24 protein-coding genes are annotated in these 22,357 nt (G+C 62.7%); 11 read left to right on the top strand and 13 right to left on the bottom strand.

Features of this window, described 5'->3' with window-relative positions; translation table 11 throughout:
* Window positions 1–17 precede the first annotated feature (17 nt).
* The 3 genes from Q8L50_RS05565 to Q8L50_RS05555 all read right to left on the bottom strand — a co-directional run bounded on the left by Q8L50_RS05565 (window position 18) and on the right by Q8L50_RS05555 (window position 2,768).
* Window positions 18–602 (bottom strand): response regulator transcription factor, encoded by a 585-nt coding sequence (locus Q8L50_RS05565; RefSeq protein ID WP_305347666.1) that lies wholly within the window; start codon window positions 600–602, stop codon window positions 18–20.
* Window positions 603–762: 160 nt separating this feature from the next.
* Entirely contained in the window at window positions 763–2,094 is a 1,332-nt protein-coding gene (locus Q8L50_RS05560; RefSeq protein ID WP_305347665.1) for a tryptophan--tRNA ligase, read from the bottom strand.
* Between the two features lie 5 nt (window positions 2,095–2,099).
* Window positions 2,100–2,768: a site-2 protease family protein gene (locus tag Q8L50_RS05555; protein WP_305347664.1), complete on the bottom strand. Its 669-nt coding sequence runs from the start codon at window positions 2,766–2,768 to the stop codon at window positions 2,100–2,102.
* A 98-nt stretch (window positions 2,769–2,866) separates the two neighbouring features.
* Between Q8L50_RS05555 and Q8L50_RS05550 the strand changes: the two genes are divergently transcribed.
* The gene (locus tag Q8L50_RS05550; protein WP_305347663.1) at window positions 2,867–3,877 is read left to right on the top strand and encodes a metal-dependent hydrolase; all 1,011 of its coding nucleotides are present in this window, start codon (window positions 2,867–2,869) and stop codon (window positions 3,875–3,877) included.
* 25 nt (window positions 3,878–3,902) lie between these two features.
* Here the strand turns inward: Q8L50_RS05550 and Q8L50_RS05545 are convergent, their stop codons facing one another.
* The 3 genes from Q8L50_RS05545 to Q8L50_RS05535 are packed head-to-tail and all read right to left on the bottom strand — an operon-like array spanning window position 3,903 to window position 6,321.
* Window positions 3,903–4,538, bottom strand: a complete 636-nt coding sequence (locus tag Q8L50_RS05545; RefSeq protein WP_305347662.1) for an L-threonylcarbamoyladenylate synthase — start codon at window positions 4,536–4,538, stop codon at window positions 3,903–3,905.
* 20 nt (window positions 4,539–4,558) lie between these two features.
* Window positions 4,559–5,491 (bottom strand): DMT family transporter, encoded by a 933-nt coding sequence (locus Q8L50_RS05540; protein WP_370869754.1) that lies wholly within the window; start codon window positions 5,489–5,491, stop codon window positions 4,559–4,561.
* Window positions 5,461–6,321: a 3',5'-nucleoside bisphosphate phosphatase gene (locus tag Q8L50_RS05535; protein WP_305347660.1), complete on the bottom strand. Its 861-nt coding sequence runs from the start codon at window positions 6,319–6,321 to the stop codon at window positions 5,461–5,463. Before Q8L50_RS05535 ends, Q8L50_RS05540 begins: the two co-directional genes overlap by 31 nt.
* A gap of 101 nt (window positions 6,322–6,422) precedes the next feature.
* On the opposite strand from Q8L50_RS05535, the gene Q8L50_RS05530 reads away from it, so the two are divergent.
* Window positions 6,423–7,094, top strand: a complete 672-nt coding sequence (locus tag Q8L50_RS05530; protein ID WP_305347683.1) for a glutathione S-transferase family protein — start codon at window positions 6,423–6,425, stop codon at window positions 7,092–7,094.
* Window positions 7,095–7,179: 85 nt separating this feature from the next.
* Here the strand turns inward: Q8L50_RS05530 and Q8L50_RS05525 are convergent, their stop codons facing one another.
* The 3 genes from Q8L50_RS05525 to Q8L50_RS05515 are packed head-to-tail and all read right to left on the bottom strand — an operon-like array spanning window position 7,180 to window position 10,059.
* Window positions 7,180–7,323 carry a hypothetical protein gene (locus tag Q8L50_RS05525; protein ID WP_305347659.1) on the bottom strand — a complete coding sequence of 48 codons (144 nt, stop codon included), beginning with the start codon at window positions 7,321–7,323 and terminating at the stop codon, window positions 7,180–7,182.
* Between the two features lie 46 nt (window positions 7,324–7,369).
* Window positions 7,370–9,094, bottom strand: coding sequence for a single-stranded-DNA-specific exonuclease RecJ (recJ, locus tag Q8L50_RS05520; protein ID WP_305347658.1), 1,725 nt, complete (start codon window positions 9,092–9,094; stop codon window positions 7,370–7,372).
* The gene (locus Q8L50_RS05515) at window positions 9,091–10,059 is read right to left on the bottom strand and encodes a hypothetical protein (protein WP_305347657.1); all 969 of its coding nucleotides are present in this window, start codon (window positions 10,057–10,059) and stop codon (window positions 9,091–9,093) included. Before Q8L50_RS05515 ends, recJ begins: the two co-directional genes overlap by 4 nt.
* A 33-nt stretch (window positions 10,060–10,092) precedes the next feature.
* Between Q8L50_RS05515 and Q8L50_RS05510 the strand changes: the two genes are divergently transcribed.
* The 6 genes from Q8L50_RS05510 to Q8L50_RS05485 all read left to right on the top strand — a co-directional run bounded on the left by Q8L50_RS05510 (window position 10,093) and on the right by Q8L50_RS05485 (window position 15,166).
* The gene (locus Q8L50_RS05510) at window positions 10,093–11,349 is read left to right on the top strand and encodes a lipoprotein-releasing ABC transporter permease subunit (RefSeq protein ID WP_305347656.1); all 1,257 of its coding nucleotides are present in this window, start codon (window positions 10,093–10,095) and stop codon (window positions 11,347–11,349) included.
* A 20-nt stretch (window positions 11,350–11,369) separates the two neighbouring features.
* Window positions 11,370–12,053, top strand: a complete 684-nt coding sequence (gene lolD / locus Q8L50_RS05505; protein WP_305347655.1) for a lipoprotein-releasing ABC transporter ATP-binding protein LolD — start codon at window positions 11,370–11,372, stop codon at window positions 12,051–12,053.
* Between the two features lie 205 nt (window positions 12,054–12,258).
* Complete coding sequence (locus Q8L50_RS05500; protein WP_305347654.1) at window positions 12,259–12,534, top strand: DnaJ domain-containing protein; 276 nt, start codon at window positions 12,259–12,261, stop codon at window positions 12,532–12,534.
* Between the two features lie 43 nt (window positions 12,535–12,577).
* Window positions 12,578–13,156 carry a hypothetical protein gene (locus tag Q8L50_RS05495; protein WP_305347653.1) on the top strand — a complete coding sequence of 193 codons (579 nt, stop codon included), beginning with the start codon at window positions 12,578–12,580 and terminating at the stop codon, window positions 13,154–13,156.
* A gap of 34 nt (window positions 13,157–13,190) precedes the next feature.
* Window positions 13,191–13,940, top strand: coding sequence for a hypothetical protein (locus Q8L50_RS05490; protein WP_305347652.1), 750 nt, complete (start codon window positions 13,191–13,193; stop codon window positions 13,938–13,940).
* A 14-nt stretch (window positions 13,941–13,954) separates the two neighbouring features.
* A complete protein-coding gene (locus Q8L50_RS05485) occupies window positions 13,955–15,166 on the top strand; it encodes a hypothetical protein (RefSeq protein ID WP_305347651.1) in 1,212 nt (403 codons plus the stop codon).
* 689 nt (window positions 15,167–15,855) lie between these two features.
* Here the strand turns inward: Q8L50_RS05485 and Q8L50_RS05480 are convergent.
* From Q8L50_RS05480 to Q8L50_RS05465, 4 genes are all read right to left on the bottom strand, one after another.
* A complete protein-coding gene (locus Q8L50_RS05480) occupies window positions 15,856–16,899 on the bottom strand; it encodes a VWA domain-containing protein (protein WP_305347682.1) in 1,044 nt (347 codons plus the stop codon).
* A 39-nt stretch (window positions 16,900–16,938) separates the two neighbouring features.
* Entirely contained in the window at window positions 16,939–17,985 is a 1,047-nt protein-coding gene (locus Q8L50_RS05475; protein ID WP_305347650.1) for a DUF58 domain-containing protein, read from the bottom strand.
* Between the two features lie 142 nt (window positions 17,986–18,127).
* Window positions 18,128–19,138 carry a MoxR family ATPase gene (locus tag Q8L50_RS05470; RefSeq protein WP_305347649.1) on the bottom strand — a complete coding sequence of 337 codons (1,011 nt, stop codon included), beginning with the start codon at window positions 19,136–19,138 and terminating at the stop codon, window positions 18,128–18,130.
* A gap of 11 nt (window positions 19,139–19,149) precedes the next feature.
* Window positions 19,150–20,055, bottom strand: a complete 906-nt coding sequence (locus Q8L50_RS05465) for a S1C family serine protease (RefSeq protein ID WP_305347648.1) — start codon at window positions 20,053–20,055, stop codon at window positions 19,150–19,152.
* 175 nt (window positions 20,056–20,230) lie between these two features.
* Between Q8L50_RS05465 and Q8L50_RS05460 the strand changes: the two genes are divergently transcribed.
* The 3 genes from Q8L50_RS05460 to Q8L50_RS05450 are packed head-to-tail and all read left to right on the top strand — an operon-like array spanning window position 20,231 to window position 22,351.
* Entirely contained in the window at window positions 20,231–21,082 is an 852-nt protein-coding gene (locus Q8L50_RS05460; RefSeq protein WP_305347647.1) for a TatD family hydrolase, read from the top strand.
* Window positions 21,076–21,576 (top strand): DNA-deoxyinosine glycosylase, encoded by a 501-nt coding sequence (locus Q8L50_RS05455; protein ID WP_305347646.1) that lies wholly within the window; start codon window positions 21,076–21,078, stop codon window positions 21,574–21,576. Before Q8L50_RS05460 ends, Q8L50_RS05455 begins: the two co-directional genes overlap by 7 nt.
* A 4-nt stretch (window positions 21,577–21,580) precedes the next feature.
* Window positions 21,581–22,351 carry a spermidine synthase gene (locus Q8L50_RS05450; RefSeq protein WP_305347645.1) on the top strand — a complete coding sequence of 257 codons (771 nt, stop codon included), beginning with the start codon at window positions 21,581–21,583 and terminating at the stop codon, window positions 22,349–22,351.
* Window positions 22,352–22,357: the final 6 nt, after the last annotated feature.

The following is a 22,357-nucleotide window of genomic DNA, read 5'->3' as shown; positions in this document are numbered from 1 at the left end:
CTGCGCAGAGCCAGCGCTTAAAGCAGGCCCTGGGTGCGCGCCAGATGGCTGGCCTGCGACCGGCTCTTCACATTGAGCCGGCGAAACAAGCGCCACAAATGCACCTTTACCGTGTGTTCGCTGATTTGCAGCTCGTTGGCGATGTCGCGGTTGCTCATGCCCCTGTCCAGCATGACCAGCAACTGCTTCTGGCGTTTGGACAGTTTTTCGGGGTCGGTGATGGCCTCGGGGTCGGAACTGTCATCCAGAAAACTTTTCAGAACGCGTGATATCTCGGTGGCGCCGGCCGATTTTTCAATATAAACATCGGCCCCGGCTTCCAGCGACAAGTCGCGAAAATCTTCTGCCGGGGCGGCAGACAGCACCACAATCGGCACGTCCGGAAACTGCTGCCTCAGCTCGCGCACACCTGATACGCCATGGGTGTCCGGCAACTTGAGGTCCAGGCATATCACATCGGGCATGCCATCTTGCTCGACAGCGCCAGTAACGGCCGCGAGCCGGTCCAGTTCGGTCACGCTGGCTTTGGTGTGCAGCCGACGAATCAACAACACCACGGCTTCGCGCATCAGGGGGTGGTCGTCGATGACAAAAATGCGCATGGGGCTGTGAGGGTTAGGAGAACTTCTCAGATCGGACAAGGCGGCCCGGTTGTTGTCTGTCAAGTCAACAACCTCACTATAAACACTAAATGCGGAGATATTGCACATTTCTTCATGTCAAAAAATGCGGCTTGTCCGTGCGCTACCGCACGCTGCGCGTTTATTGACCGGTTTCTGGCCCGGGTTCGGTCAATTGCTGTAGCGCAGACGCCAGTGCCAGGCTGGTCTCGTCAGCAACGGGCTCGAGCCTGGACTGCAGCCCTGCCAGCGCTGCGGCGCCCTGGGTCTGCAGCATCTTGACGGCCTGGGCCGCGTCGCGCGGGGAGTCAAAACCCAGGCTTTGCAGCAGCAGCCGGCCTTGGGCATCCAGCAGCTTGAAGTGAAACCTGCCATCGGCCTCGCGGTACTGCTTGAAAACGGGCAGGACGGTTTTGGCGATTCTTTGGGGGCTAGCTGGCGCCTGGCGGGATGCCAGCGGTCGCAGCCCGACCGCATGGCGCAAATCGCGTATGAAGGGCAGCGCCAGCTTGCGGGCTTTTTCGGCGCCTGCCAGCAAGATACTTTCGATTTTTGCGGGGTCTTGCAACAGCGCCTGGTAGCGCGCGCGCATGGGTGCCACCTCGCGGTCAATGCGTTCAAACAGCAGTTGCTTGGCTTCTCCCCAGCCAATGCCATCGGCGTAGGCTTTGCGCAGATCGGTGGTTTCCTGGTCACTGGCAAAAGCCTGGTAAATCTGGAACAGCGCCGAGCCGTCGACTTCTTTGGGCTCACCCGGTGCGCGCGAGTCGGTGACGATGCCGGCAATCAGTTTCTTGAGTTGTTCACGCGGCGTGAACAGCGGGATGGTGTTGTCGTAACTCTTGCTCATCTTGCGGCCATCCAGGCCGGGCAGCAGCGCCACGGACTCTTCGATCAGCGCCTGCGGCAACACAAAATGTTCGCCGTACAGGTGGTTGAAACGCTGCGCCATGTCGCGCGCCATCTCGATGTGCTGGATCTGGTCGCGCCCAACCGGTACATGGTGTGCCTTGAACATCAGGATATCGGCGCCCATCAGCACCGGGTACATGAAAAGGCCGGCGCTGACATCGGCATCGGGGTCGTTGCCGGCGGCGGTATTTTTATCGACCGAAGCCTTGTAGGCATGGGCGCGGTTGAGTACGCCCTTGGCGGTCACACATGTCAGCAGCCAGGTCAGCTCGGGGATTTCCGGAATGTCCGACTGGCGGTAAAAAGTGACGCGCTCCGGGTCCAGCCCGGCGGCCAGCCAGCTTGCGGCGATTTCCAGGGTGGATTGCTGGATGCGCGCCGGCTCGTCACATTTGATGAGGGCGTGGTAGTCAGCCAGAAAATAAAAGCTCTCGGCGCCGACGCCCGTGCTGGCTGCCACCGAAGGGCGAATGGAGCCGACATAGTTGCCCAGGTGGGGTGTGCCGGTGGTGGTGATGCCGGTGAGAAAGCGCTGCGGCGCGGAGTTTTGTTTGTTTGTCATGGCAGTCATCGAACCAGCATCGCCAGCGGCGTCAACACAATTTCAAGAACGGCGTAGGACAGGGTCATCAGCGGTCGCATCCACCAGTCGGTCAGCACACCGGCAATCACCAGCGCCATCACCACAAAAAAGCCCCAGGGCTCGACGCGCGACACCAGCTCGGCCTGGCGCCAGGGCAGCAGGCCCACCAGCACGCGTCCACCGTCCAGCGGTGGCAGGGGGAACAGGTTGAACACCATCATCACGATATTGACCAGGATGCCGGCCTGGCACATCTTGATGAAGAAAGGCTCGGTCACCGTTGCGCCTTGCAGCAAGTAAAGCGCGATACCCCACAGCAGGGCTTGAGCCAGGTTGGCGCCCGGGCCAGCGAGTGCGACCCAGATCATGTCGCGCTTGGGGTTGCGCAGGTTGCCGAACTGCACCGGTACCGGCTTGGCATAACCAAACAGGAAGGCGCCCGAGGTGGCGAAATACAGCATCAGCGGCATCACGATGGTGCCCAGCGGGTCTATGTGTTTGATCGGGTTGAGGGTCACGCGGCCGAGTGTCCATGCGGTGTTGTCGCCAAAGTAGCGGGCCACATAACCGTGGGCCGCTTCATGCACGGTGATGGCAAACAGCACAGGCAGCGCGTAGATGGCGACGGTTTGAATCAGGTTGGCAATGTCCATGCGGCAATTGTCTCAGACGCGCGTCCCGGAAAGGGCGCTGGCCCGGGCAAAAGCCCCCACGGCCCCGCGCGGTTGTGCGCTTGTCTAAAGTAAGCCCCATGGATTCCTTGTCTCAAATTGCCTTGGGGGCTGCTGTTGGTGTGGCGGTGATGGGCCGCCGTACCGCGGTGTGGAAGTCTGCCCTGTGGGGGGCGGTGGCAGGCACGCTGCCCGATCTGGATGTGCTGATCGACCATGGGGATGCCATTTCCAACATGGTGCTGCACCGGGCTGAAACCCATTCACCGTTCTGGCTGACGCTGGCCTCGCTGCCTCTGGCCGCAGGCGTGGCGCGCCTGCATGGTCAGATGGCGCTCTGGCGCCGCTGGTGGCTGGCGATCTGGCTGGCGCTGGTCACTCACCCGCTGCTGGACGCGATGACGGTGTATGGCACGCAACTGGGTCTGCCGTTTACCAACCATCCCTACGGCGTGGGCAGTGTGTTTATTGTGGACCCGCTCTACACCCTGCCCCTGCTGGTGGGTGCGGGCTGGGCGCTGGCCGGCCGTGGCAACAGCCGTGGACTGCGCGCCAACGCGGTCGGCCTGGTGCTGAGCAGCGCCTATCTGGCGTGGGGTGTGATCGCGCAGGCGCAGGCCACCCGCGTGGCCGAACAATCGCTGATGGCGCAGGGCATCCCGGCGCAGCTGCTGCTGGTCACCCCCACGGCTTTCAACTCGCTGTTGTGGCGCGTGGTGGCGGTGGACGGGGAGCACTATCACGAAGGTTTTTATTCGCTGTTCGACGCGCAACCCCACGTGGACTTTGATCGCTTTCCGCGCGGGGCTGCCCTGGCCAATGAGTTGTCTGGCATCCCGCACGTGCAGCGGCTGAGCGCTTTTACCAAAGGGTTTTACAAGCTGCGTGAAGAGGCCGGGCGGGTCTTCATCACCGACTTGCGCATGGGTCAGGAGCCGCGCTACATCTTTGATTTTGCGGTGGCACAGCGACACAGTGCCTTGAGGGCGCTGGAGCCGCCCGAGCAGCTCGGTGCGCGCCCTGACCTGGCGCGCGGGCTGCCTTGGCTTTGGCGGCGCATGTGGGGCGAGGAGCTGCCGCCACCACGCTGAGTTGTGCAAGGGTTCGCCCGAACTCCTAAAGCCCCAGGCGCTGCAGCCCGCCGCGCCCCAGCCGCACGACCAGCGCCTCGCCGCCTTCGCCCATGGGGGTCAGGTCGATCACGGTGGTGGCCTCTTTGGGGCAGGCGCCTGCGTCGATCACGGCGGCCAGATCGTGGCCCATCTGTTCGCGTATCTCAGCCGCGTCGTTGAGTGGCTCGGTTTGCCCGGGCGGGATCAAGGTGGTCGCCAGCAGCGGCGCGCCATGCAGTTCCAGCAGGCATTGCAGGGTTTTATGGGCCGGCACCCGCAGGCCTATGGTTTTGCGCGAGGGGTGGCTCAGGCGCCGCGGGACTTCCCTGCTGGCTTCCAGAATGAAGGTGTAGGGCCCGGGTGTGGCCGCCTTGATCAGCCGGTACTGTTTGTTGTCCACCCGAGCGTAGCTGGCCAGCTCGCTGAGGTCGCGGCACAGCAGGGTCAGGTGGTGTTTGTCGTCCACCCCGCGTATGCGGCGCAGGCTGTCGGCGGCGGTTTTATCGTCGAGGTGGCAGACCAGCGCGTAGCTGGAGTCGGTGGGCACGGCCACAATCGCGCCGCGTGTCAGCAAGGCTGCTGCCTGCCTGAGCAGACGCACCTGCGGGTTATCGGGGTGGATGTCAAAAAACTGGGCCATCGGGGATTATCCGCAAGGGATCAGGATTCTGCCGGCCGCACATTGAACTGGCTCAGCGCGCGGCTTTCGCGGGCGGTCAGCCAGGCACCCACGGCGCCGCAGACAGCAATCAACAGCACACCGGCCATGGACCAGCGATCCGGCACGTGCGCAAAGGCCACCCAGCCGCCCAGCATGGCAAAGGCGATCTGGGCGTAGAGATAGGGGGTCAGTGTGGCCGCCGGGGTACGCATGTAGGCCAGGATCAGCATGAAATGGCCTACGGTGGCTGCCGCGCCCATGAGCACCAGCCAGCCCCACAGCGACCACGAAGGCAGGCTGGTCCAGACAAAGGGCAGGGCGGCAGATGCCAGCAGCGTGCCGACCCAGCCGGTGTACAGGTGCATGGTGATCGGGTCCTCGGTACGCGCCAGTTTGCTGGTGAGGACCTGAAAACCGGTGTTGGTGACCACCAGGCACAGGGGCAGCAGCATGGTCCAGTCAAAATTTTCGCCTCCGGGGCGGATGATGACCAGCGTGCCGACAAAGCCGCCTACGACCAGCGACCAGCGCAGGGCAGACACCTTTTCGCCGAGTGCGGTGGCTGCCAGCAAGGTGATGACCAGCGGCACAATCGCCCCGATGGCGGTGAACTCGGCCACCGGCATGTACTTCAGGCTTAAAAACGCAAACAGGCTGCTGAGCAGCAGCAGCAGGCCGCGCAGGCACTGGAATTTTGGATGCGCGGTGCGCAACACACTCAGGCCCCTAAGCGGCAGTACCACCGCGGTGGTGGCGGCTGCCTGGAAAAAATAGCGAAACCACAGCGCCATCAGGATGGGCACACCGGCGCTGACAAATTTGGTGGTGGTGTCCAGCACGGCAAAACACGCGACGGCCGCTATGACGAGTGCGATACCCGCCAGGACAGAGGGCGACTGCCTCACTGAATACGGTCTTCCAGCAGCTCCCAGACGGGTATCAGACCGCCAGGTAAAAAGGGCAGGGAGCCCAGGTCGGTATGGCTTTCATCGGGGCTGTGGAAGTCGCTGCCGCGCGACGCCGCCAGGCCGAACTCTTTGGCGGTTTCGGCGTACTTCACATACTCCTGCACGGTGTGGCTGCCGGTCACCACCTCCACAGCCTGGCCGCCATGCGACTTGAATTCGGTGAACAGCGCGTATTCTTCATTGGCGGTGAATTTATAGCGCCCCGGATGGGCGATGACCGCCACGCCTTTGGCGCTGGTGATCCAGTTCACCGCATCACGCAGGCTGGCCCAGCGGTGCGGCACATAGCCAGGCTTGCCTTCGGTCAGGTATTTGCGAAACACCTCGGAGGTTTCCTTGCAGACACCGGTCTCCACCAGAAAGCGGGCAAAGTGCGTGCGCGAGATCAGCTCCGGGTTGCCGACAAACTTGAGTGCGCCTTCATACGCACCCTGTATGCCGACTTTGGCCAGGCCGTCCGACATTTCCATCGCGCGTTGTTCGCGGCCGCCCCGGGTGGTGTGCAGGCCGTTCAGCATGGCGGTGTCGTCCGGGTCAAAACCCAAGCCAACAATGTGCACAGTTTCGTTGGCAAAGGTCACCGATATTTCGGTACCGGTCAGGTAGCGCAGGCCTTGCGCCCTGGCCGCGGCGGCCGCCCGGTGCTGCCCGCCAATTTCATCGTGGTCGGTCAGGGCCCAGAGTTCGACGCCATTGGTTTTGGCGCGTTCGGCCAGCGCCTCGGGGGTCAGGGTGCCGTCTGACACGACGGAGTGGCAATGCAGGTCGGCGTTCAGTATGTTTTTGGCTGTCACTGGCTCATTTTAGGCTTGAAGCCCCGCCCCTGCCGCCGCCCGCCCCTTGGCCTTGCCAATCGCCTACCATGGCGGTTTCACTTGCATTTCTGGGCCTTGGCATGATCACTGTTCACCACCTCAACCACTCCCGCTCGCAACGCATCCTCTGGTTGCTGGAAGAACTGGGGGTGCCCTATGAGATCAAGCGTTACGAGCGCGATGCCAAAACCATGCTGGCGCCGCCTTCGCTGCGCAAGGTGCATCCGCTGGGAAAATCGCCGGTGATCACCGACGGTGAGCTGACGCTGGCCGAATCGGGCGCCATCATTGATTACCTGATTGAGCGTTATGGTGCGGGGCGCCTGAGCCCTGCGGCGGGCACGCCGGAAAAGCTGCGTTACACCTACTGGCTGCATTACGCCGAGGGCTCGGCCATGTCGCCGTTGCTGCTCAAGCTGGTGTTCGACAAAATCGAAACAGCGCCCATGCCGTTTTTTGTCAAACCGATTGCGAAGGCCATCAGCGGCAAGGCCAAAAGCAGTTTTATCGAGCCGCAGATCCGCCAGCACCTGGACTACCTGGAGGCCGAGCTGGGCAAGGGCGCGTGGTTTGTCGGTGATGAATTCAGCGGTGCGGACATCCAGCTGAGTTTTGCAATCGAGGCCGCAGCCGCGCGTGGCGGCCTCAACAAAAGCCGGCCGCGCCTGATGAATTATCTGGAGCGTATCCATGCACGCCCGGCCTATGCGCGCGCGCTGGAGCGTGGCGGTGAATACACCCTGCTGGCTTGAGCTTCAAGGCTTTCAGGCCCTCAGCCCTTATGGAGCTTGTGTAGGCAGCTATCAATTGCATAGCGTCTGACTGCTCCGCCCTATCTCAGCGAAAGCCGAAATACGACAGGATGAAGCCGATGATCACGACAAGGCCGACGATGTAAATGATGGTGTTCATGCTGTCCTTTTGAGTTGCAGTGGCGCGCCGACGGGTGCGCCTTGTGAAACAGAGCATGACCGGGGCCATGGCGACTGGCTGTAGGCAGCGTCACCCGCGCGCAGTCAGACAAGCACTACAGCTCGGCCGCTTCCACCAGAAAACGCACCCGCTTCACACCCTGCCATTCATCGGCATCCAGCCGGAAAGCCAGCTTGACGCGCGCCGGCAAAGACTCGGTGTGACCAAACCAGATGCCATCTACCGGCTGGCCCTGGTGTTTGAGCTTGAGGGCCAGGTGTTTGTCGCCAACCAGGCGCTGCGACACCACTTCGACCTCTTCGCTGAAGGTGGGGGCTGCAAAACCCTGGCCCCAGACTTCCTTGTGCAGCGTGTCCACCAGGTCAGCGCGGCGGTACTGCGGTGCCAGCGGTCCGTCGGTATCGAGGCGGCGCAGCAGGGTAGCAGCGTCCAGCCATTCATGCGCCACCTGCTGCAGTGCCTGTTCAAACACTTCAAAGTGCTCTTCGGCAATCGTGCAGCCCGCTGCCATGGCGTGGCCGCCAAAACGCAGCAATACGCCGGGGTGGCGCTTGGCCACCAGGTCCAGCGCGTCGCGCAGGTGAAAGCCAGGGATGGACCGACCCGAGCCCTTGAGCTCGTGCTCCTTGCCCGGCGCCTGGCTGGCGGCAAACACAAAGGTCGGGCGGTGCAGCTTGTCCTTGATGCGAGAGGCGACGATGCCAACCACGCCTTCGTGAAAGTCCGGATCGAAAATGGCGATCGCCGGCGGCGGCTCATCGTCCATGTCGATCATGGCGTCGGCCGCGTACTGCGCCTGCTCGCGCATGTCGGCCTCTATCGCGCGGCGCTCACGGTTGATACCGTCCAGCGTTTTGGCGAGCTCGTCGGCGCGGGCGGGGTCGTCGGTCAGCAGGCATTCGATGCCCAGCGTCATGTCGCTGAGCCGGCCAGCGGCATTGATACGCGGGCCCAGGGCAAAACCAAAGTCAAAGCTGGTGGCCATGGCCGCCACACGTCCTGCGGCGGTGAACAGGGCCGCCACCCCGGCTGGCAGGGCGCCTCTGCGTATGCGTTTGAGGCCCTGTGCCACCAGTCGGCGGTTGTTGGCATCGAGCCTGACCACGTCGGCGACCGTGCCGAGGGCCACCAGCGGCAGCAGGGAATCCAGCTTGGGCTGGGTGACCGCATCAAACACACCGCGCTGGCGCAGTTCGGCGCGCAATGCCAGCAGCACATAAAACATCACGCCCACGCCGGCAATGGATTTACTCTCAAAGCTGCATCCAGGCTGGTTCGGATTGACGATCACTTCTGCGTCGGGCAACACGATGTGGCCGTCTATCAGCGCAGGCAGGTGGTGGTCGGTCACCAGAACCTGCATGCCCAGCACACGTGCACGCGCCACCCCGTCCATGCTGGCAATCCCGTTGTCCACCGTGACCAACAGATCGGCGCCCGTCGCCTTGACCCGTTCGGCGATCGGTGCCGTCAGGCCATAACCATCGACGACCCGATCGGGCACGATGTAGCTGACGTGTGTGGCGCCCAGCAGACGCAGGCCGCGCAGCGCTACGGCGCAGGCGGTGGCGCCGTCGCAGTCGTAGTCGGCCACCACGCAGATTTTCTTGTGTGCGGCCATCGCGTCGGCCAGCAGCACCGCCGCCTCTGCCGTACCTTTCATGGACGCAGGGGGTAACAATTTGCCCAGGTCAGCGTCCAGTTCGTTGGCCGACACCACACCGCGCGCGGCATAAAGCTGGGCCAGCAGGGGGTGAATACCGGCCTGCTCCAGTACCCAGACACTGCGCGGGGGTACTTCACGTACTATTATTTTCATAGCTGCTCAAGCACACCAACAAAGGGCTGGTGGCCAAAAAGATTCCTGACTTTGGCCCAAAGGCCAGTGTGGGTCGATTCAAAGCTCAAGGCGTTGCGCTCGCCGCACAGGCTCAGGCGGACCGTGTCACCACCTTGCTGTAGCGCCAGCAGGCGTGCGCCTTCGCCTGCGTCCAGCGCGGACCAGGCTTGCGTGTAGAGCGGCCAATCGTCATAAAAGACCGCCTGTGCCAGGTCTTGCGCAAGCGTGGCTTCGGGTTGCGACTGCGGCAGAAAGGTGTCGGGCAGGGCACCCGTGCCACTGATCCAGAAAGAGTTGATGCCGGCCTGCTTTCTCGCTGCGCGTGCATCGTTGACCGCATGGGTATAAAGCAGCATCTGCATCTCGTTCTGCAGCAGGCGGATCTGTCGGGTGGCGGGCATCCAGGGCTCCACATTGCGGCCCAGCACGCGGTCCAGTGAGGCGCTGGGCAGCATCCTGAAAAGTTCGCCCTCGGCCAGCCAGCGTGTTGGCTCTGCGTAGTGCAGGGTGATGCCCTCGGTCGCAAAGTAGGGTTGCATCGCGACCAGCAGGGCGCGTGAGTCTTGTTCCTGCAAACCCAGCGCAGCCGGGTCGGTCAGGGTGGCGTGGTCCCGGCCCATGGCCCAGTGGCAGGGGGTGATGAGCGCCCAGGCCCCTTCGCCGGGGGTGCCACCGTTTTTCAGTAGTTGCCAGGCGGCCCAGGGTATCAGCCCATCTGTCATCGGCAGGTTCAGCGCACGGGCCAGTACCCGCTCGTGGGGTGGCGACAGCGAGCGCTCATCCCCGTTGTCGGTATGGATCGGCTTCATGCCCTGCAGCAACTGGTTGAAGTTGCGAAAGGCCGCAGGCGGCAGGGCTTTCATGGCGGGCAGCCAGTCGGCGGCCGAACAGGCGGCAAAAGGCAGCACCAGGTGGTGGCAGATCGGGGGCGGCGTCACAGGCATGGCCCTATTGTCCGGGATGCCACAATTGGCGCCATGCAAATTCCCTACGAACTGATTTTGGGCTGGCGCTACACCCGCGCCGGCCGCGCCACGCGGCGCAACGGTTTTATTTCCTTCATCTCCGGCGTTTCCATGCTGGGCATCGCGCTGGGCGTGGCGGCGCTGATCATTGTGCTCAGCGTCATGAACGGCTTCCAGAAGGAAGTGCGCGACCGCATGCTGGGCGTGATCTCGCACATCGAGGTGTTTGCGCCTAATGGCGCGGCCCTGCCCGATGTGGCCAAAACCCTGGCCGAGATCAAGCAAAACCCGAATGTGCTGGGCGCCGCCAGTTTTATTGCGGCCCAGGCCCTGCTGGCGCGCGGCGAAGACATGAAGGGCACCATCGTGCGCGGCATAGACCCGGCGCTGGAGGGGCAGGTCACCGACCTCGCGGTGGACCTGAAGGACACCGCCTTGCCAAAGTTGGTGCCTGGCGGCTTTGGCGTGGTGCTGGGTGGCGAGCTGGCACGCGCGCTGGGCGTGCGTGAGGGAGATCTGGTGACACTGATTGCCCCCAGCGGGCAGGTCACGCCCGCCGGTGTGGTGCCGCGCCTGAAACAGATGACGGTGGTCGGCACTTTTGATTCCGGCCACTTTGAGTACGACTCGGCGCTGGTGATGCTGCACCAGGACGATGCTGCAAAAATTTTCAGGCTGGAGGGCCCGACTGGCATCCGCATCAAACTCAAGGACTTGCACCAGGCGCGCGAGGTGGCGGCAGAACTGTCGCGCAGCCTCAGCGGCGATTTGTTGATACGTGACTGGACGCGGCAAAACAAGACATGGTTTGCCGCCGTGCAGCTTGAAAAACGCATGATGTTCATCATCCTGACGCTGATTGTTGCGGTGGCCGCCTTCAACCTGGTCAGCACGCTGGTGATGACGGTGACCGACAAACGCGCCGACATCGCGATCTTGCGCACCCTGGGCGCCAGCCCGAAAAGCATCATGGGCGTGTTCATGGTGCAGGGCGCCATGGTGGGTGTCATCGGTACCTTCTCGGGCCTGCTGCTGGGCCTGGTGATCGCGCTGAACATCGACGTGCTGGTACCCGCCCTGGAGCGCCTGCTGAACGCCAATTTTTTACCCAAAGACATCTACCTGATCAGCCGCATGCCGAGTGACCCCCAGTACGCCGACATCATGCCGATTGCGGTGATTGCGCTGGTGCTGGCATTTCTGGCGACCATTTATCCGAGCTGGCGCGCCAGCCGCGTGAACCCCGCAGAGGCTTTGAGATATGAATAAAAGAATTTGTGGGTGCGCGTATGAGTGATGTAGTTTTAAAAGCGCAAGGCCTGACCAAACGCTTCCACGAAGGCCCGATTGACCTGACTGTGTTGCACGGCGTGGACCTGCAGGTGATGGCCGGCGAAACGCTGGCCATCGTCGGCGCCTCAGGCTCCGGCAAAAGCACCTTGCTGCACCTGATGGGCGGGCTGGACGCACCGACCAGCGGGAGTGTCGAACTCAAGGGGCAACAGATGTCGTCACTGTCGGCGGCCGAACAGGGCGATTTGCGTAACCAGCACCTGGGCTTTGTCTACCAGTTCCACCACCTGCTGCCAGAGTTCAGCGCGCTCGACAACGTGGCGATGCCGCTTTGGATACGGCGCCAGGACCGCGACAAGGCGGCACAGACCGCCACTGCCATGCTGGCCAGCGTGGGCCTGAAAGACCGCATCCACCATCGCCCTGCCGAGCTGTCGGGCGGTGAACGCCAGCGTGTGGCCATTGCCCGCGCGCTGGTCACACGTCCGGCCTGCGTGCTGGCCGATGAACCCACCGGCAACCTGGACCGGACCACCGCCGACGGCGTCTTTGAACTGATGCTGCAACTCGCCCGGGATCACGGCACGGCCTTTGTGATGGTGACCCACGACGAAACCCTGGCGGCGCGTTGCGGTCGGCGTTTCCGGCTGGTCGAGGGACGGCTGTCGGAATGGGCATGAAGCCGCTGGCCAGCCAGAACCCGCTTCGGTAGCCGGTCAGTCCGGCATAAGGGCATTGGCCAGCCTGCCGCCCTGAAAAGGGCCGGGCGTGCATAATCCTTGGTCGCCTCGCGGCGCGCCTGCGCGTTTCCTCAGCCGGGTGAGCCCTTTAACACGCCGTGGCATTACCTTGCTTGCTTGCGGTCCAGGACAACACCACCCGCGCATGACCGATCACTACACCGCCCTTGGGTTGGACAGCGCTGCAACGCTGGCTGACATCAAGAAGGCCTTTCGCCAGAAGGCGTCGTTCTGGCACCCCGACAAAAATGCCGATCCCCAGGCGCCGGCGCGTTTTCGGGCGGTGCAGGAAGCGTATGAAGTGCTGTCGGACGCGGAAAAACGCCAGGTCTACGACGACAACCGCCGTCGCAACCTGCTCGACAGTCCGCTTGCCACCGCAACCGAGATCTGGAAGAGCTATTTAAACCCGCTGCTGTGATACCGGCCGGCACCATGACCCATCACATGAAAAAACCTGCAGCATGAGCATCTCCCCCTATTTCCTCGACCTGCGCTCGGCTTACCAGTCCGAAATGGACGACCTGCGCTTCGACACCGAGGGGCGCGACGTCTTGCGCCAGCGTCTGGCCGGCAAACGCCAGGAAATCGGTTTTTTGGTCCAGATGATGGAGCTCAGTCCCGAGATGGTGGCGGTGGTGTTTCACCAGGGTTTTGATTTCACCAGGCGGGAGGCCATGGATCATCTGCTCACGCATGACGGCGCTGGCTTTCCGGCATGGAGCAGCCTGGCGGGCAGCTTTGAGATGGCGCCCTGGGCCAGTGACCTGGCCAGGATCGTTCTGCAGGCGCCGGGCGGGGACAAATTCCTGACACTGACTGCAGGCCTGGAATACATGGCCGGCCTGCCGGTCCCCGCCGGGATGATGGTCGCCGGCGAAGACGAGGATGACGACGAAGACGAAGGCAGCGACCAGGACGGCGACGATGACCTGGTGATCTTTGATGACGACGGAGACGGTGGGCAAGGCAGCGATGTCCGTGCACGCCAGGAGGCTGCTGCCTCCTGGCTGGTCCAGCAAGGCTTCGATCAGAAAGACTGATGCAGCCACCCCTGACATGGAAGATGAAACCCTGATGACAACGCACCTCGCCCTGATCGAAAGAACCCAGACCCTGATAGCGGCCGGCGATATCGTCGGTGCCGAGTCGGCTCTGGTGGAGCTCGCCGACGCTGAAGGTGATGCCGCGCTGATGGTGGTGCTGGAACAGTTGCCGCCCAAGGACGTCCTGGCCGTCATCCGCGAGTACGACAACTCGCGCGAGTCGGTGGTCGGTCTGCTGGTGTCGCCCGCCCAGTTTGCCCGCGCCGTGGTGATCGAAAAGCTCTACAAGGACCTGACCCGCACGCATTTGCGCGGTATGGTCAACGCGGTCATCTTCCGCGAGGATGCGGACCCGGTGGAATTCCTCACGGCGATCGGCGACCTCGACGGCGGCGCCGAGGCACTGGCCGATTATTTCTCCGATCAATGGAGTCGTGTCGAGGGTTTTGCCCGCAGTGGCAGTTTCGAGCCCGCCGACGAGTACGGCAAGATGCTGTCGCAGTCCGCCCTGCTGACCTCGGCGTGGGAGAAACCGCGCGTCCAGCAGGACGAAATCGCCGACCGCGACTGGATGCAACTGGCCTGGATACTGCGTTATGAACTGCCGGACCTGTTCATTGAAATGTTGATGGTGTTGCGCGCCAAGGTCAGTGCCCATCAGGCAGCTGCGCCCGAGGACGAGGAGGAGGCCGAGGACGACGGCAAGGTCGAAACCGGTGACACCGACCGTGGCAAGGCCACACCGACGGCGCGCGAGTCCGACGAGGAATCGGCGATCTGAACGCGCGCAGTCCCATGTCTTCGCCTTCAGCCGTCTCGCTCTACGACGCCCGTCCGTTTTTCGAAAAGGCGTTGCGGCATGGCGTGTTGCACGGCATCATCGACCCCGAAAAAATCGAGGCGATGCGTATCGAGGGCCCCAAGGGCATGGTGCAGATTGCGCGTTATTTCGGCAACGAGTTCTTGCGCCCTGAGCTTGAAAAAGCCCGCGACCGCATGGTCAACCTGGTCAGTCTGTACCTGGAGAGCAGTTGCGACGGCGACCTGCAGCAAGCGGCCGAGTCGCTGCGCGATTTTTCGCTGTTGTCGCGCTCCAAGGGCGGCTCCGACATGCTCAAGGCGTTGATCGCCATGCCGCAGAACAGCCACTTTGGCATGAACGAGCGCGGCGGCTTCACCGACGCGCATATTCCATTGCTGGCCAAATGGTCGCTGCGCAGCCTGGCCGACTACCAGTCTGAACTGACCAGGCGCAGCCAGGCAGGGCAGTTGGTGGATGCGGCGCTCTGGCTGGCCGGAGAGCTGGGCATGGACGCCGACGATCTGGAAGAGGCAGGCAAAGATGCCGAAGCGGTGATACGCACCGCATTGCTGGTTTTGGCCTCTGGCCGCATCGAGATGCCCGACTGGGTGGCGTTCGAGAAGATGGTCGGCGCCTTACGCAAGAAGCACGCGGGCGGCGCTGCGGTGCTGCCGGTCGCCTTACCCAAAAAACTGCCAGCTCATCTCCGCAGCGCGGTGGAAGTGGTGCGCCAATCGGTGATCACCGATGCACCCAAAATACTTGATTCGGCCTTGCCGGTGCGCCAGTTGTTTGACCGAAGCCCTGCCTTCATGGGCCGGTATTTCTGGGTGGAAGACGGCCTCCAAGAAGTCGACCACCACGACCGCCAGGCGTCTACGGCGTGGAACAAGGTCACTGGCGGCAACAGCGACGATGGTTCGCTGCTGACCCTGTTGCTCTGCGTGGCCGCAGGCGCTACTCCCAAAACCATGTTGACTGAAAAAGGTGCTGCGGCCCTGGTGCGAAAGATCCGCAAATCCGGTTTCGAACCGGCGCTGGCCCGCCAGTACATCCTGGACAACGCGCCGGTGCAACACCACGACGCTTACGCCAGCTTGTGGGACGACTTCATGGAAGAGGCGCAGGGTACGCTGCAAAGCGACGCGGTACACGCGCTCAATGACGCTGTGGCCTTGTTGCGGCGCGAATGCCATGTTCAGTAGGGCGGTTGGCGCCCGGTGTGGCGGACCCTGCTTTTCTTAAGGAATTTTGGGCTCTAGCCCTTGTCCTGTATGCGTGAGCAGCTATTGAATTTATAGCGAATTTATGGCGCTGGCGGTCATTCCTGACTTGATCCTAATCCACGTCTGATGACTATCACCGTTCGGGCAGAGCCTGTCGAAGCCATCTTTGCCTCAAGGCCTCAGGTTAGCCAGCAAGCCGGGGGTTGCCCGGCAGCAACTCACTTTCTTTTTGCGTCGCCAAAAAGAAAGTAAGCAAAGAAAAAGGCGACCCTGCTGTCTGCGTCCCCTCTTCGCTGGCGCTACGAGGGGCAACCTGCGGTGCTCGGGCCAGCCGGGGCCGGGCTCGAACTCGCCTTCGGCTCAGACAATCGCCCGTCCTGATCCGTCTGGACCTGCGCTCCTCGGCGCATACAGAAGGGTGGGGTGGAAAACCAATGCGGGGACAAATCCGGAGTGCAGGAAGCGCGCAGCGCTTCCTGCACGGGAATCCCAAGGGACAGTCAAGTTTGCACGCGAGCGCAGCGCACGCGGCCAAATGAGGCTCCCTTCTCTCGCCCAGCGGGGCGAGGGAAGGGCGGGGGGTTGGGAGTGGGGAGTTGAAACTACTGTCTGAGGCAAGCTGAGGATGCAGCGTGATGCCTGAGCATGCAGGCGAACCGGGCGCGGCTTCAAAGTATCCGGTTGAACCACAGCAGCGACAAGCCCGCCGACAACAGTGCCAGCAGCGCCGCCGCCAGCGCCAGCAGGCCGGAAATTTCAGTTTCCTTTTTCTCGACGGTGAGCCGCGAACTCAGGGTTTCATAGACCTTTTTCAGGTCGGCTGCCGTGCCTGCGTAGTAATACTCGGCCTGGGTTTTGGTGGCGATCGCCTTGAGGGTTTCCTCGTCCAGCTTGACGCGCATGGACCAACCTTCAAAACCTATGGTCTCGCCATCGACCGTGCCTATGCCCACGGTGTAAATGCGCACCCCGCGGTCGGCGGCCATCTTGGCCGCCTCCAGCGAATCCACGCCGGTGGTGCGCTGGCCGTCGGTCAGCAAGATGATGGCGGCCGAGGTGTAGGAGCCGGGCGCGACCGGTGTGAACTCCTTTTTGGGCTCCTTCGGGGCCTGGTCGATGGCCACGCCGCTGTTCCGGTTACGGCCATAGGTCAGCGAGGCGAGATCAATGCCGGCATTGGGGAACAGCTCACCGAGCGACACCACGATGGCGTTGCCAATGGCCGTGGCACGTTGCAACTGGAATTTGTCAATCGCGGCCACCAGGTCTTCGCGGCTCAAGGTGGCTGGTTGCACCACCGAGGCGGTACCGGCAAAAGCCACAATACCGACCCGCACGCTGCGCGGCAGCTCAGCCAGGAAGGCTTTGGCCGCATTTTGCGAAGCAACCAGGCGGTTCGGCTGTACGTCGGTGGCCCGCATGCTGCCCGACACGTCCATCGCCAGGATGATGGTTTCCTGCTGTGAGGGCAGGGTGATGACGGCAAAAGGCCGTGACGCCGCCAGCAACATGGCGGCCATGGCCAGCAAAAACAGCAGGGGCGGGATGTGGCGCCTGAAATTCTGCCCCGTGCCCATGGCTTCGCGCACGATGGACAGACTGGCGTAGCGCAGCGCCATCTTCTTCTTGCGGCGCAGCAGCCAGACATACAGCGCCACCAGTACAGGCAGGGCCAGCATCAGCCAGAGAAACTGGGGCCACAGGAAAGTCACGGGTGAGTTCACAGCGGGTCTCCTTGGGTCAGGCCATTGTCAGGCGGCCACCTTGAGATGGTCGGGTAGCCTGCGCAGGCCTTTACCAGCCGCACCTGAGGCCTGGCCACGGCGCTTGCGCAGCTCGGTAAATCGCATGATGGCATCGACCAGGTCGCCATCGGTGGAGAGTTCCAGCGTATCGACCCCCGCCCGCGTCAAGGACTGGCGCAACTCCGCCTCGCGCTGGGCGGCAATGCGGGTGAAACGTTGCCGGAAACCCTTGTCGTGGGTGTCTACCAACAGTTGTTCACCCGTTTCTGCGTCGCGGATCGGGATCAGACCCAGGTCGGGCAGCTCGAGTTCCAGCGGATCGAGCAGCCGCACCGCCACCACTTCATGGCGCTGGGCCAGCTGTCCCAGGGTTTTCTCCCAGCCGGGCTCGCTGATGAAGTCAGACACCACAAACACGGTAGAACGGCGGCGCAGAAACTGGGCGGCGGAGCGCAGGAGGTCGTCCAGGCGCGTGGGCGCCGTACCTTCGATTTTCGGCCGGGCCTGCATGCTGTGCAGCAGGCGCAGTACATGACCTCGCCCCCCGCGTGCGGGCAGTACCGTGTCCACACCGGTGCCATACAGCATGGCGCCGACGCGGTTGCCGTGGCGCGTCAGTACGCGTGCCAGCACCGCTACAAATTCGCTGGAGACCTGGCTTTTGCGTTGCGGACCGGAGCCAAAATCGACCGAAGGGCTGAGGTCCAGCAAAAACCAGCTGGCCATCTCGCGGTCTTCGGTGAACACGCGCACATGCGGCAGCTGCAGCCGCGCGGTGACGTTCCAGTCGATGTGGCGTACATCGTCGTGGTGCTGGTACTCACGCAGATCGGCCAGATCCATGCCGGTGCCGCGCATCAAGGTGCGGTAGTCGCCCTGCAACAGGCCGTCAAGCCGGCGCAGCACGGTCCACTCCAGGCGGCGCAGCACCTGCTCGGCGCCTGCCCCGGTCGATCCCGAAACGGGCGTGGCCTGAATCCCGCCGGACGTCGCAGCGCGGTCCGCTGCTTCGGTGGGCTCCGCACTGGAAAATCTGCGCAACCAGCTCTTCATGATCAGTCAGCGCCCCCAACGGACCGAGGAGCACTCCCCATCAAGCAGGGGCCGCGGGACTGGCTTCGCCGCACCGCAGGCGCAGCGGCCCCCTCGGGGGGCAGAGAGCTACACGCAGTGAGCGAACCTGGGGGCAACATATCTAGGCGGCTAGCTTCTCGTGTTCAAGCGGTTTTGCCGGAGCTGGTATTTTTGCCATGATTTTCGAAACCACGGTGTCCGCGTCAAGTCCTTCCGACAGTGCTTCATAAGACAGCACGATCCTGTGCCGCAGCACATCAGGTACGAGGTCGGTCATGTCCTCAGGCAGAACGTAGCTGCGACCACGCAGCATGGCCAGCGCGCGTGCGCCCTCGGTCAGGTTGATGGAGGCGCGCGGGCTGGCGCCGAAGGTGATGAAACGGGCCAGGTCCTTCAGCCCGTGTTTTTCAGGAGTACGCGTGGCCGACACCAGACGCACCGCGTACTGGATCAGGGACGGGTCCACATAGACCTGCCTGCATTCCCGCTGCAGCGCCGCCAGTTGCTCGGTGCTGGCAACGCTGGAGACCGCGACGGCCGGGCCAATCACGCGCTGGACAATCACAAACTCTTCTTCATCGGTCGGGTAATCCACCAGCACCTTCATCATGAAACGGTCCACCTGCGCTTCGGGCAGGGGGTAGGTGCCTTCGGTTTCGATCGGGTTTTGCGTGGCCATCACCAGAAAAGGCTCGGGCACCTTGTGGGTTTCACCGGCTATCGTGACCTGGCGCTCCTGCATGACTTCCAGCAGCGCGCTTTGCACCTTGGCCGGTGCGCGGTTGATTTCGTCGGCCAGCAGCAAGTTGGTGAAAACCGGCCCCAGTGAGGTGCTGAAGTCGCCGGTTTTCTGGTTGTAGATGCGCGTGCCCACCAGATCGGCCGGCACCAGATCGGGCGTGAACTGGATGCGTTTGAAGTTTCCCTGTATGGTGTTGGCCAGGGTCTTGACGGTCAGGGTTTTGGCCAGTCCTGGTACACCTTCAACCAGCAGATGACCCTGGGCCAGGATGGCAACCATGACACGCTCCAGGAAGCGGTCCTGCCCGACCACCACGCGTTTGACTTCGTAAAGAATCTGCTCCATCAGTTGTGCTGTCTGGGGGTCTTGTGCAGGCGTCTGGTTTTGCATGGGGTTGTCCTTCAGAAAGGGGTCAGGCCGACGGCGGAGGCGGCGTTTTCAATGGGCACAGCGAAAGCAATACCGACAAAACTGCGCTGCTGGTTGGGGTTGAGAATGGCGGTGACAATGCCGACCACTTCGCCATCCATGGTGACCAGCGGACCGCCTGAATTGCCCGGGTTGGCGGCGGCGTCAAACTGGATCAGGTTGCGGATGTCCTGTTTGCCCTCGGGCGAGCGGAAGGTCCGCTTGAGGCCCGAGATCACGCCCGCAGAGGCTGAAGGTCCGATGCCGAAGGGGTAACCCACGGCCAGCACGTGGTCGCCAGGCGCGAGGTCGCCGGTCGAGCGCATGGTGGCTGCAATCATGTCGTCAGGGATTTTGTGGGCCTGCAGCACCGCCAGGTCGTTTTCTGGCTGGGCGCCGGTAATGTGGGCGGTGGATTCCAGTCCGTCGGAAAACACCACCTTGATGGTCTGCGCGCCTTGCACCACATGCAGGTTGGTCAGGATGATGCCCTTGTCCACGATGACCACGCCGGTACCTACCCCGTACTCCACGTCTTCCTTGCCGTCCTTGCTTTTGCCGTAGCCGGTGACCCGCACCACCGACGGGCGGATCGCCTCATAGGCTTTGGCTGCTGCCGATGGCAACTGGGTGGTCTCCAGCGTCTTCAATACCGCGGCATTGATGTCTTCCTGCGTCAGCCGGCGCTGCGAGGGCCGCAGGGAAAGCGACAGGCTGACAAGAAGCAGCACGGTCAGGACCAGCAGGGCGGCCCAGAGGAGACGCGGATTGGACCAGGAGAAAAAAGCCGATACGCCAGCAACAGGGCCCGGGGATCGGGCTTGAGCGCCAGGTGCTGGCTGGTCAATCGGCTCCTGGGTAGGTCGGCGGGAGCTGCTGTAAAGGGCTGGCCTGCGCATCCGTTTCACCTGTGCATGTTGGTTTCTGGGCTGACGAAACTGACGGTATCACGTCTGGTACTTCCGTGCACGTTGGTCATATAGAAGGCGGGGATATTCACCGAAGAATTGATGACAGTTTCCAGGACAAGTTCCAGAGCGGGTTGCCGCACGGGTTCTAGGGCATTATTCGGGCATGCTTTTCTGGATAGACACCCATTGCCACCTGGATGCGCAGGAATTCGATGGGGACCGCAGTGACATGAGGCGCAGGGCTACAGGCGCGGGTGTGGGGCACTGCGTCCTTCCGGCGGTCGGCGTTTCCAGCTTTGACAGGGTCAGGGTCCTGGCGCATGAATTCGGCGACAGCTATGCGCTGGGCATACATCCGCTGTGTATCAAGGACGCGCTGGACGGCGACCTGGCGCTGCTGGACACCGAGTTGGCGCGGCGAAAGGACGACCCGCGCCTGGTCGCGGTCGGAGAGATCGGGCTGGACTTCTTTGTGCCCGAACTGAACCAAAGCCCGCTGCGCGAACGGCAAGAACATTTTTACCGCGAGCAGCTGCTGCTGGCGCGCAAACATGCTCTGCCGGTGATCCTGCACGTGCGCCGGTCGGCCGACCGGCTACTCAAGCATTTGCGTGAACTGGCGCCCCTGGGGGCTGGTTGGCAGGGCATTGCCCACGCCTTCAATGGCAGCGAGCAGCAAGCGGAAGAATTCATCAAGCTGGGTTTCAAACTCGGGTTTGGCGGGGCAGTGACCTTTGACCGGGCGCTGCAACTGCGGCGGCTTGCGGCCGCCCTGCCCTTGTCTGCGCTGGTGCTGGAGACGGATTCACCCGACATTCCCCCGCACTGGCTTTACAAAACCGCTGAACAACGCGGTCAGGGTCAGGTCCAGGGCCGCAACGAGCCCGACCAGCTGCCGCAGATCGCCGCCGTGGTGGCGCAGCTGCGTGGTGTGCCGGTTCAGGCGCTGGCCGATGCGGCCTGGGCCAACTCGCTGGCGGCTTTGCCAAAACTGAAGGGCCTGCTGGCATGTTGACGGGGCTGGCGCCGCTGGTCTGCAGCCAGACGCGTTTGTTGATCCTGGGCAGTTTTCCCGGCGTGGCCTCGTTGGCAGCGCAGCAGTATTACGGCCACCCGCAAAACCACTTCTGGAAGATATTGCAAGCCATTTGGCCTTCTGACCCAATAGGAACAAGCGTAGACAGCTATCAAAAACGTAGCGAATGGTTGCTCTCGAAGCGCCTTGGTGTGTGGGATGTGTACGCGGCCTGTGAACGCGAAGGGAGCCTGGACAGCCATATTCGCCAGCCGGTGGTCAATGATTTTGCGCGGCTGCGGCAGATGTGCCCGGCGCTGGAGGCCCTTGCCCACAACGGTGGGGAGAGTTTCAAACAGCTTCGCCATACTTCGTTGTTGGGCTTGCCAGTTTACAAACTGCCTTCCACCAGCCCCGCGAATGCCTCCTGGTCCTTTGAGCGCAAACTTGCCGCGTGGCGCGACGTATTTGAAAAGCACCGACTGATCACCTGAACCCATGGCCCGCAAAGACACCACCAACACTGCACTGGCAAATCTGCCCGAGGTCAACTTCTCCGACGCCGGCGATGTCCGCTATTTGCACCTGGGCACCCAGTGGGTGCAGGGCTCGATGCTGCTGGACAAACCCTTCGACATTGAGCTGGAGTATGCGCAGCGCATGATGGTCTGGCTGCTGTTTGTGGACGCTTCGGCGGTGGCTGCGCTGCGTGCCATGCAGCTGGGTCTCGGCTCGGCGGCGCTGACCAAGTTCTGCTACAAGAAACTCAGGATGAAAACCACCGCGGTCGAGCTCAACCCGCAGGTGATTGCGGCTTGCCGGCTGTGGTTCAAGCTGCCGAAGGACGATGCGCGCCTGCAAGTCATCCTGGCCGACGCGGCGCAGGAAATCCGCAAACCTGCGCACCACGGCCAGGTGGATGTGCTGCAGGTGGACCTGTACGACCATGAGGCGGCAGCGCCCGTGCTGGACAGCGAAGCGTTTTATGCCGATTGCCGGAACTTGCTGTCGGAGGGCGGCGTGATGACCGTCAATCTGTTTGGCCGCGACTCCAGTTATCTGCGCTCGCTCGAAAAAATTGCCGGAGCCTTTGGACCGGAAGCGGTCTGGGCCTTCAAGCCGACGCGGGAGGGCAACACCGTGGTGGCCGCGCAGCGTGAGCCAACCCGGCCCGAGCGCACGGAATTGGTGCAACGAGCCGATTGCATTGAATCGCGCTTCGGCCTGCCAGCCAAAAAATGGCTCAGACTGTTCAAGCCGGTGTGGTGAGCCGAG

It is taken from the genome of Polaromonas sp., from assembly GCF_030680935.1.
Taxonomy (GTDB): Bacteria; Pseudomonadota; Gammaproteobacteria; order Burkholderiales; family Burkholderiaceae_C; genus Polaromonas.
Note: the sequence above shows the minus strand (reverse complement) of the source record. Positions and strands in the feature narration are given on the sequence as shown.

What these genes read in the sequence shown, in the direction of transcription:
- Q8L50_RS05465 (WP_305347648.1), bottom strand. Translation starts at nt 20,055, where the DNA reads ATGCGCAGGCCAGCCCTTTACAGCAGCTCCCGCCGACCTACCCAGGAG.
- Q8L50_RS05550 (WP_305347663.1), top strand. Translation starts at nt 2,867, where the DNA reads ATGGATTCCTTGTCTCAAATTGCCTTGGGGGCTGCTGTTGGTGTGGCG.
- recJ (WP_305347658.1), bottom strand. Translation starts at nt 9,094, where the DNA reads ATGAAAATAATAGTACGTGAAGTACCCCCGCGCAGTGTCTGGGTACTG.
- Q8L50_RS05510 (WP_305347656.1), top strand. Translation starts at nt 10,093, where the DNA reads ATGCAAATTCCCTACGAACTGATTTTGGGCTGGCGCTACACCCGCGCC.
- Q8L50_RS05495 (WP_305347653.1), top strand. Translation starts at nt 12,578, where the DNA reads ATGAGCATCTCCCCCTATTTCCTCGACCTGCGCTCGGCTTACCAGTCC.
- Q8L50_RS05515 (WP_305347657.1), bottom strand. Translation starts at nt 10,059, where the DNA reads ATGCCTGTGACGCCGCCCCCGATCTGCCACCACCTGGTGCTGCCTTTT.
- Q8L50_RS05555 (WP_305347664.1), bottom strand. Translation starts at nt 2,768, where the DNA reads ATGGACATTGCCAACCTGATTCAAACCGTCGCCATCTACGCGCTGCCT.
- lolD (WP_305347655.1), top strand. Translation starts at nt 11,370, where the DNA reads ATGAGTGATGTAGTTTTAAAAGCGCAAGGCCTGACCAAACGCTTCCAC.
- Q8L50_RS05560 (WP_305347665.1), bottom strand. Translation starts at nt 2,094, where the DNA reads ATGACAAACAAACAAAACTCCGCGCCGCAGCGCTTTCTCACCGGCATC.
- Q8L50_RS05450 (WP_305347645.1), top strand. Translation starts at nt 21,581, where the DNA reads ATGGCCCGCAAAGACACCACCAACACTGCACTGGCAAATCTGCCCGAG.
- Q8L50_RS05490 (WP_305347652.1), top strand. Translation starts at nt 13,191, where the DNA reads ATGACAACGCACCTCGCCCTGATCGAAAGAACCCAGACCCTGATAGCG.
- Q8L50_RS05470 (WP_305347649.1), bottom strand. Translation starts at nt 19,138, where the DNA reads ATGCAAAACCAGACGCCTGCACAAGACCCCCAGACAGCACAACTGATG.
- Q8L50_RS05525 (WP_305347659.1), bottom strand. Translation starts at nt 7,323, where the DNA reads ATGGCCCCGGTCATGCTCTGTTTCACAAGGCGCACCCGTCGGCGCGCC.
- Q8L50_RS05460 (WP_305347647.1), top strand. Translation starts at nt 20,231, where the DNA reads ATGCTTTTCTGGATAGACACCCATTGCCACCTGGATGCGCAGGAATTC.
- Q8L50_RS05475 (WP_305347650.1), bottom strand. Translation starts at nt 17,985, where the DNA reads ATGAAGAGCTGGTTGCGCAGATTTTCCAGTGCGGAGCCCACCGAAGCA.
- Q8L50_RS05530 (WP_305347683.1), top strand. Translation starts at nt 6,423, where the DNA reads ATGATCACTGTTCACCACCTCAACCACTCCCGCTCGCAACGCATCCTC.
- Q8L50_RS05545 (WP_305347662.1), bottom strand. Translation starts at nt 4,538, where the DNA reads ATGGCCCAGTTTTTTGACATCCACCCCGATAACCCGCAGGTGCGTCTG.
- Q8L50_RS05565 (WP_305347666.1), bottom strand. Translation starts at nt 602, where the DNA reads ATGCGCATTTTTGTCATCGACGACCACCCCCTGATGCGCGAAGCCGTG.
- Q8L50_RS05485 (WP_305347651.1), top strand. Translation starts at nt 13,955, where the DNA reads ATGTCTTCGCCTTCAGCCGTCTCGCTCTACGACGCCCGTCCGTTTTTC.
- Q8L50_RS05500 (WP_305347654.1), top strand. Translation starts at nt 12,259, where the DNA reads ATGACCGATCACTACACCGCCCTTGGGTTGGACAGCGCTGCAACGCTG.
- Q8L50_RS05455 (WP_305347646.1), top strand. Translation starts at nt 21,076, where the DNA reads ATGTTGACGGGGCTGGCGCCGCTGGTCTGCAGCCAGACGCGTTTGTTG.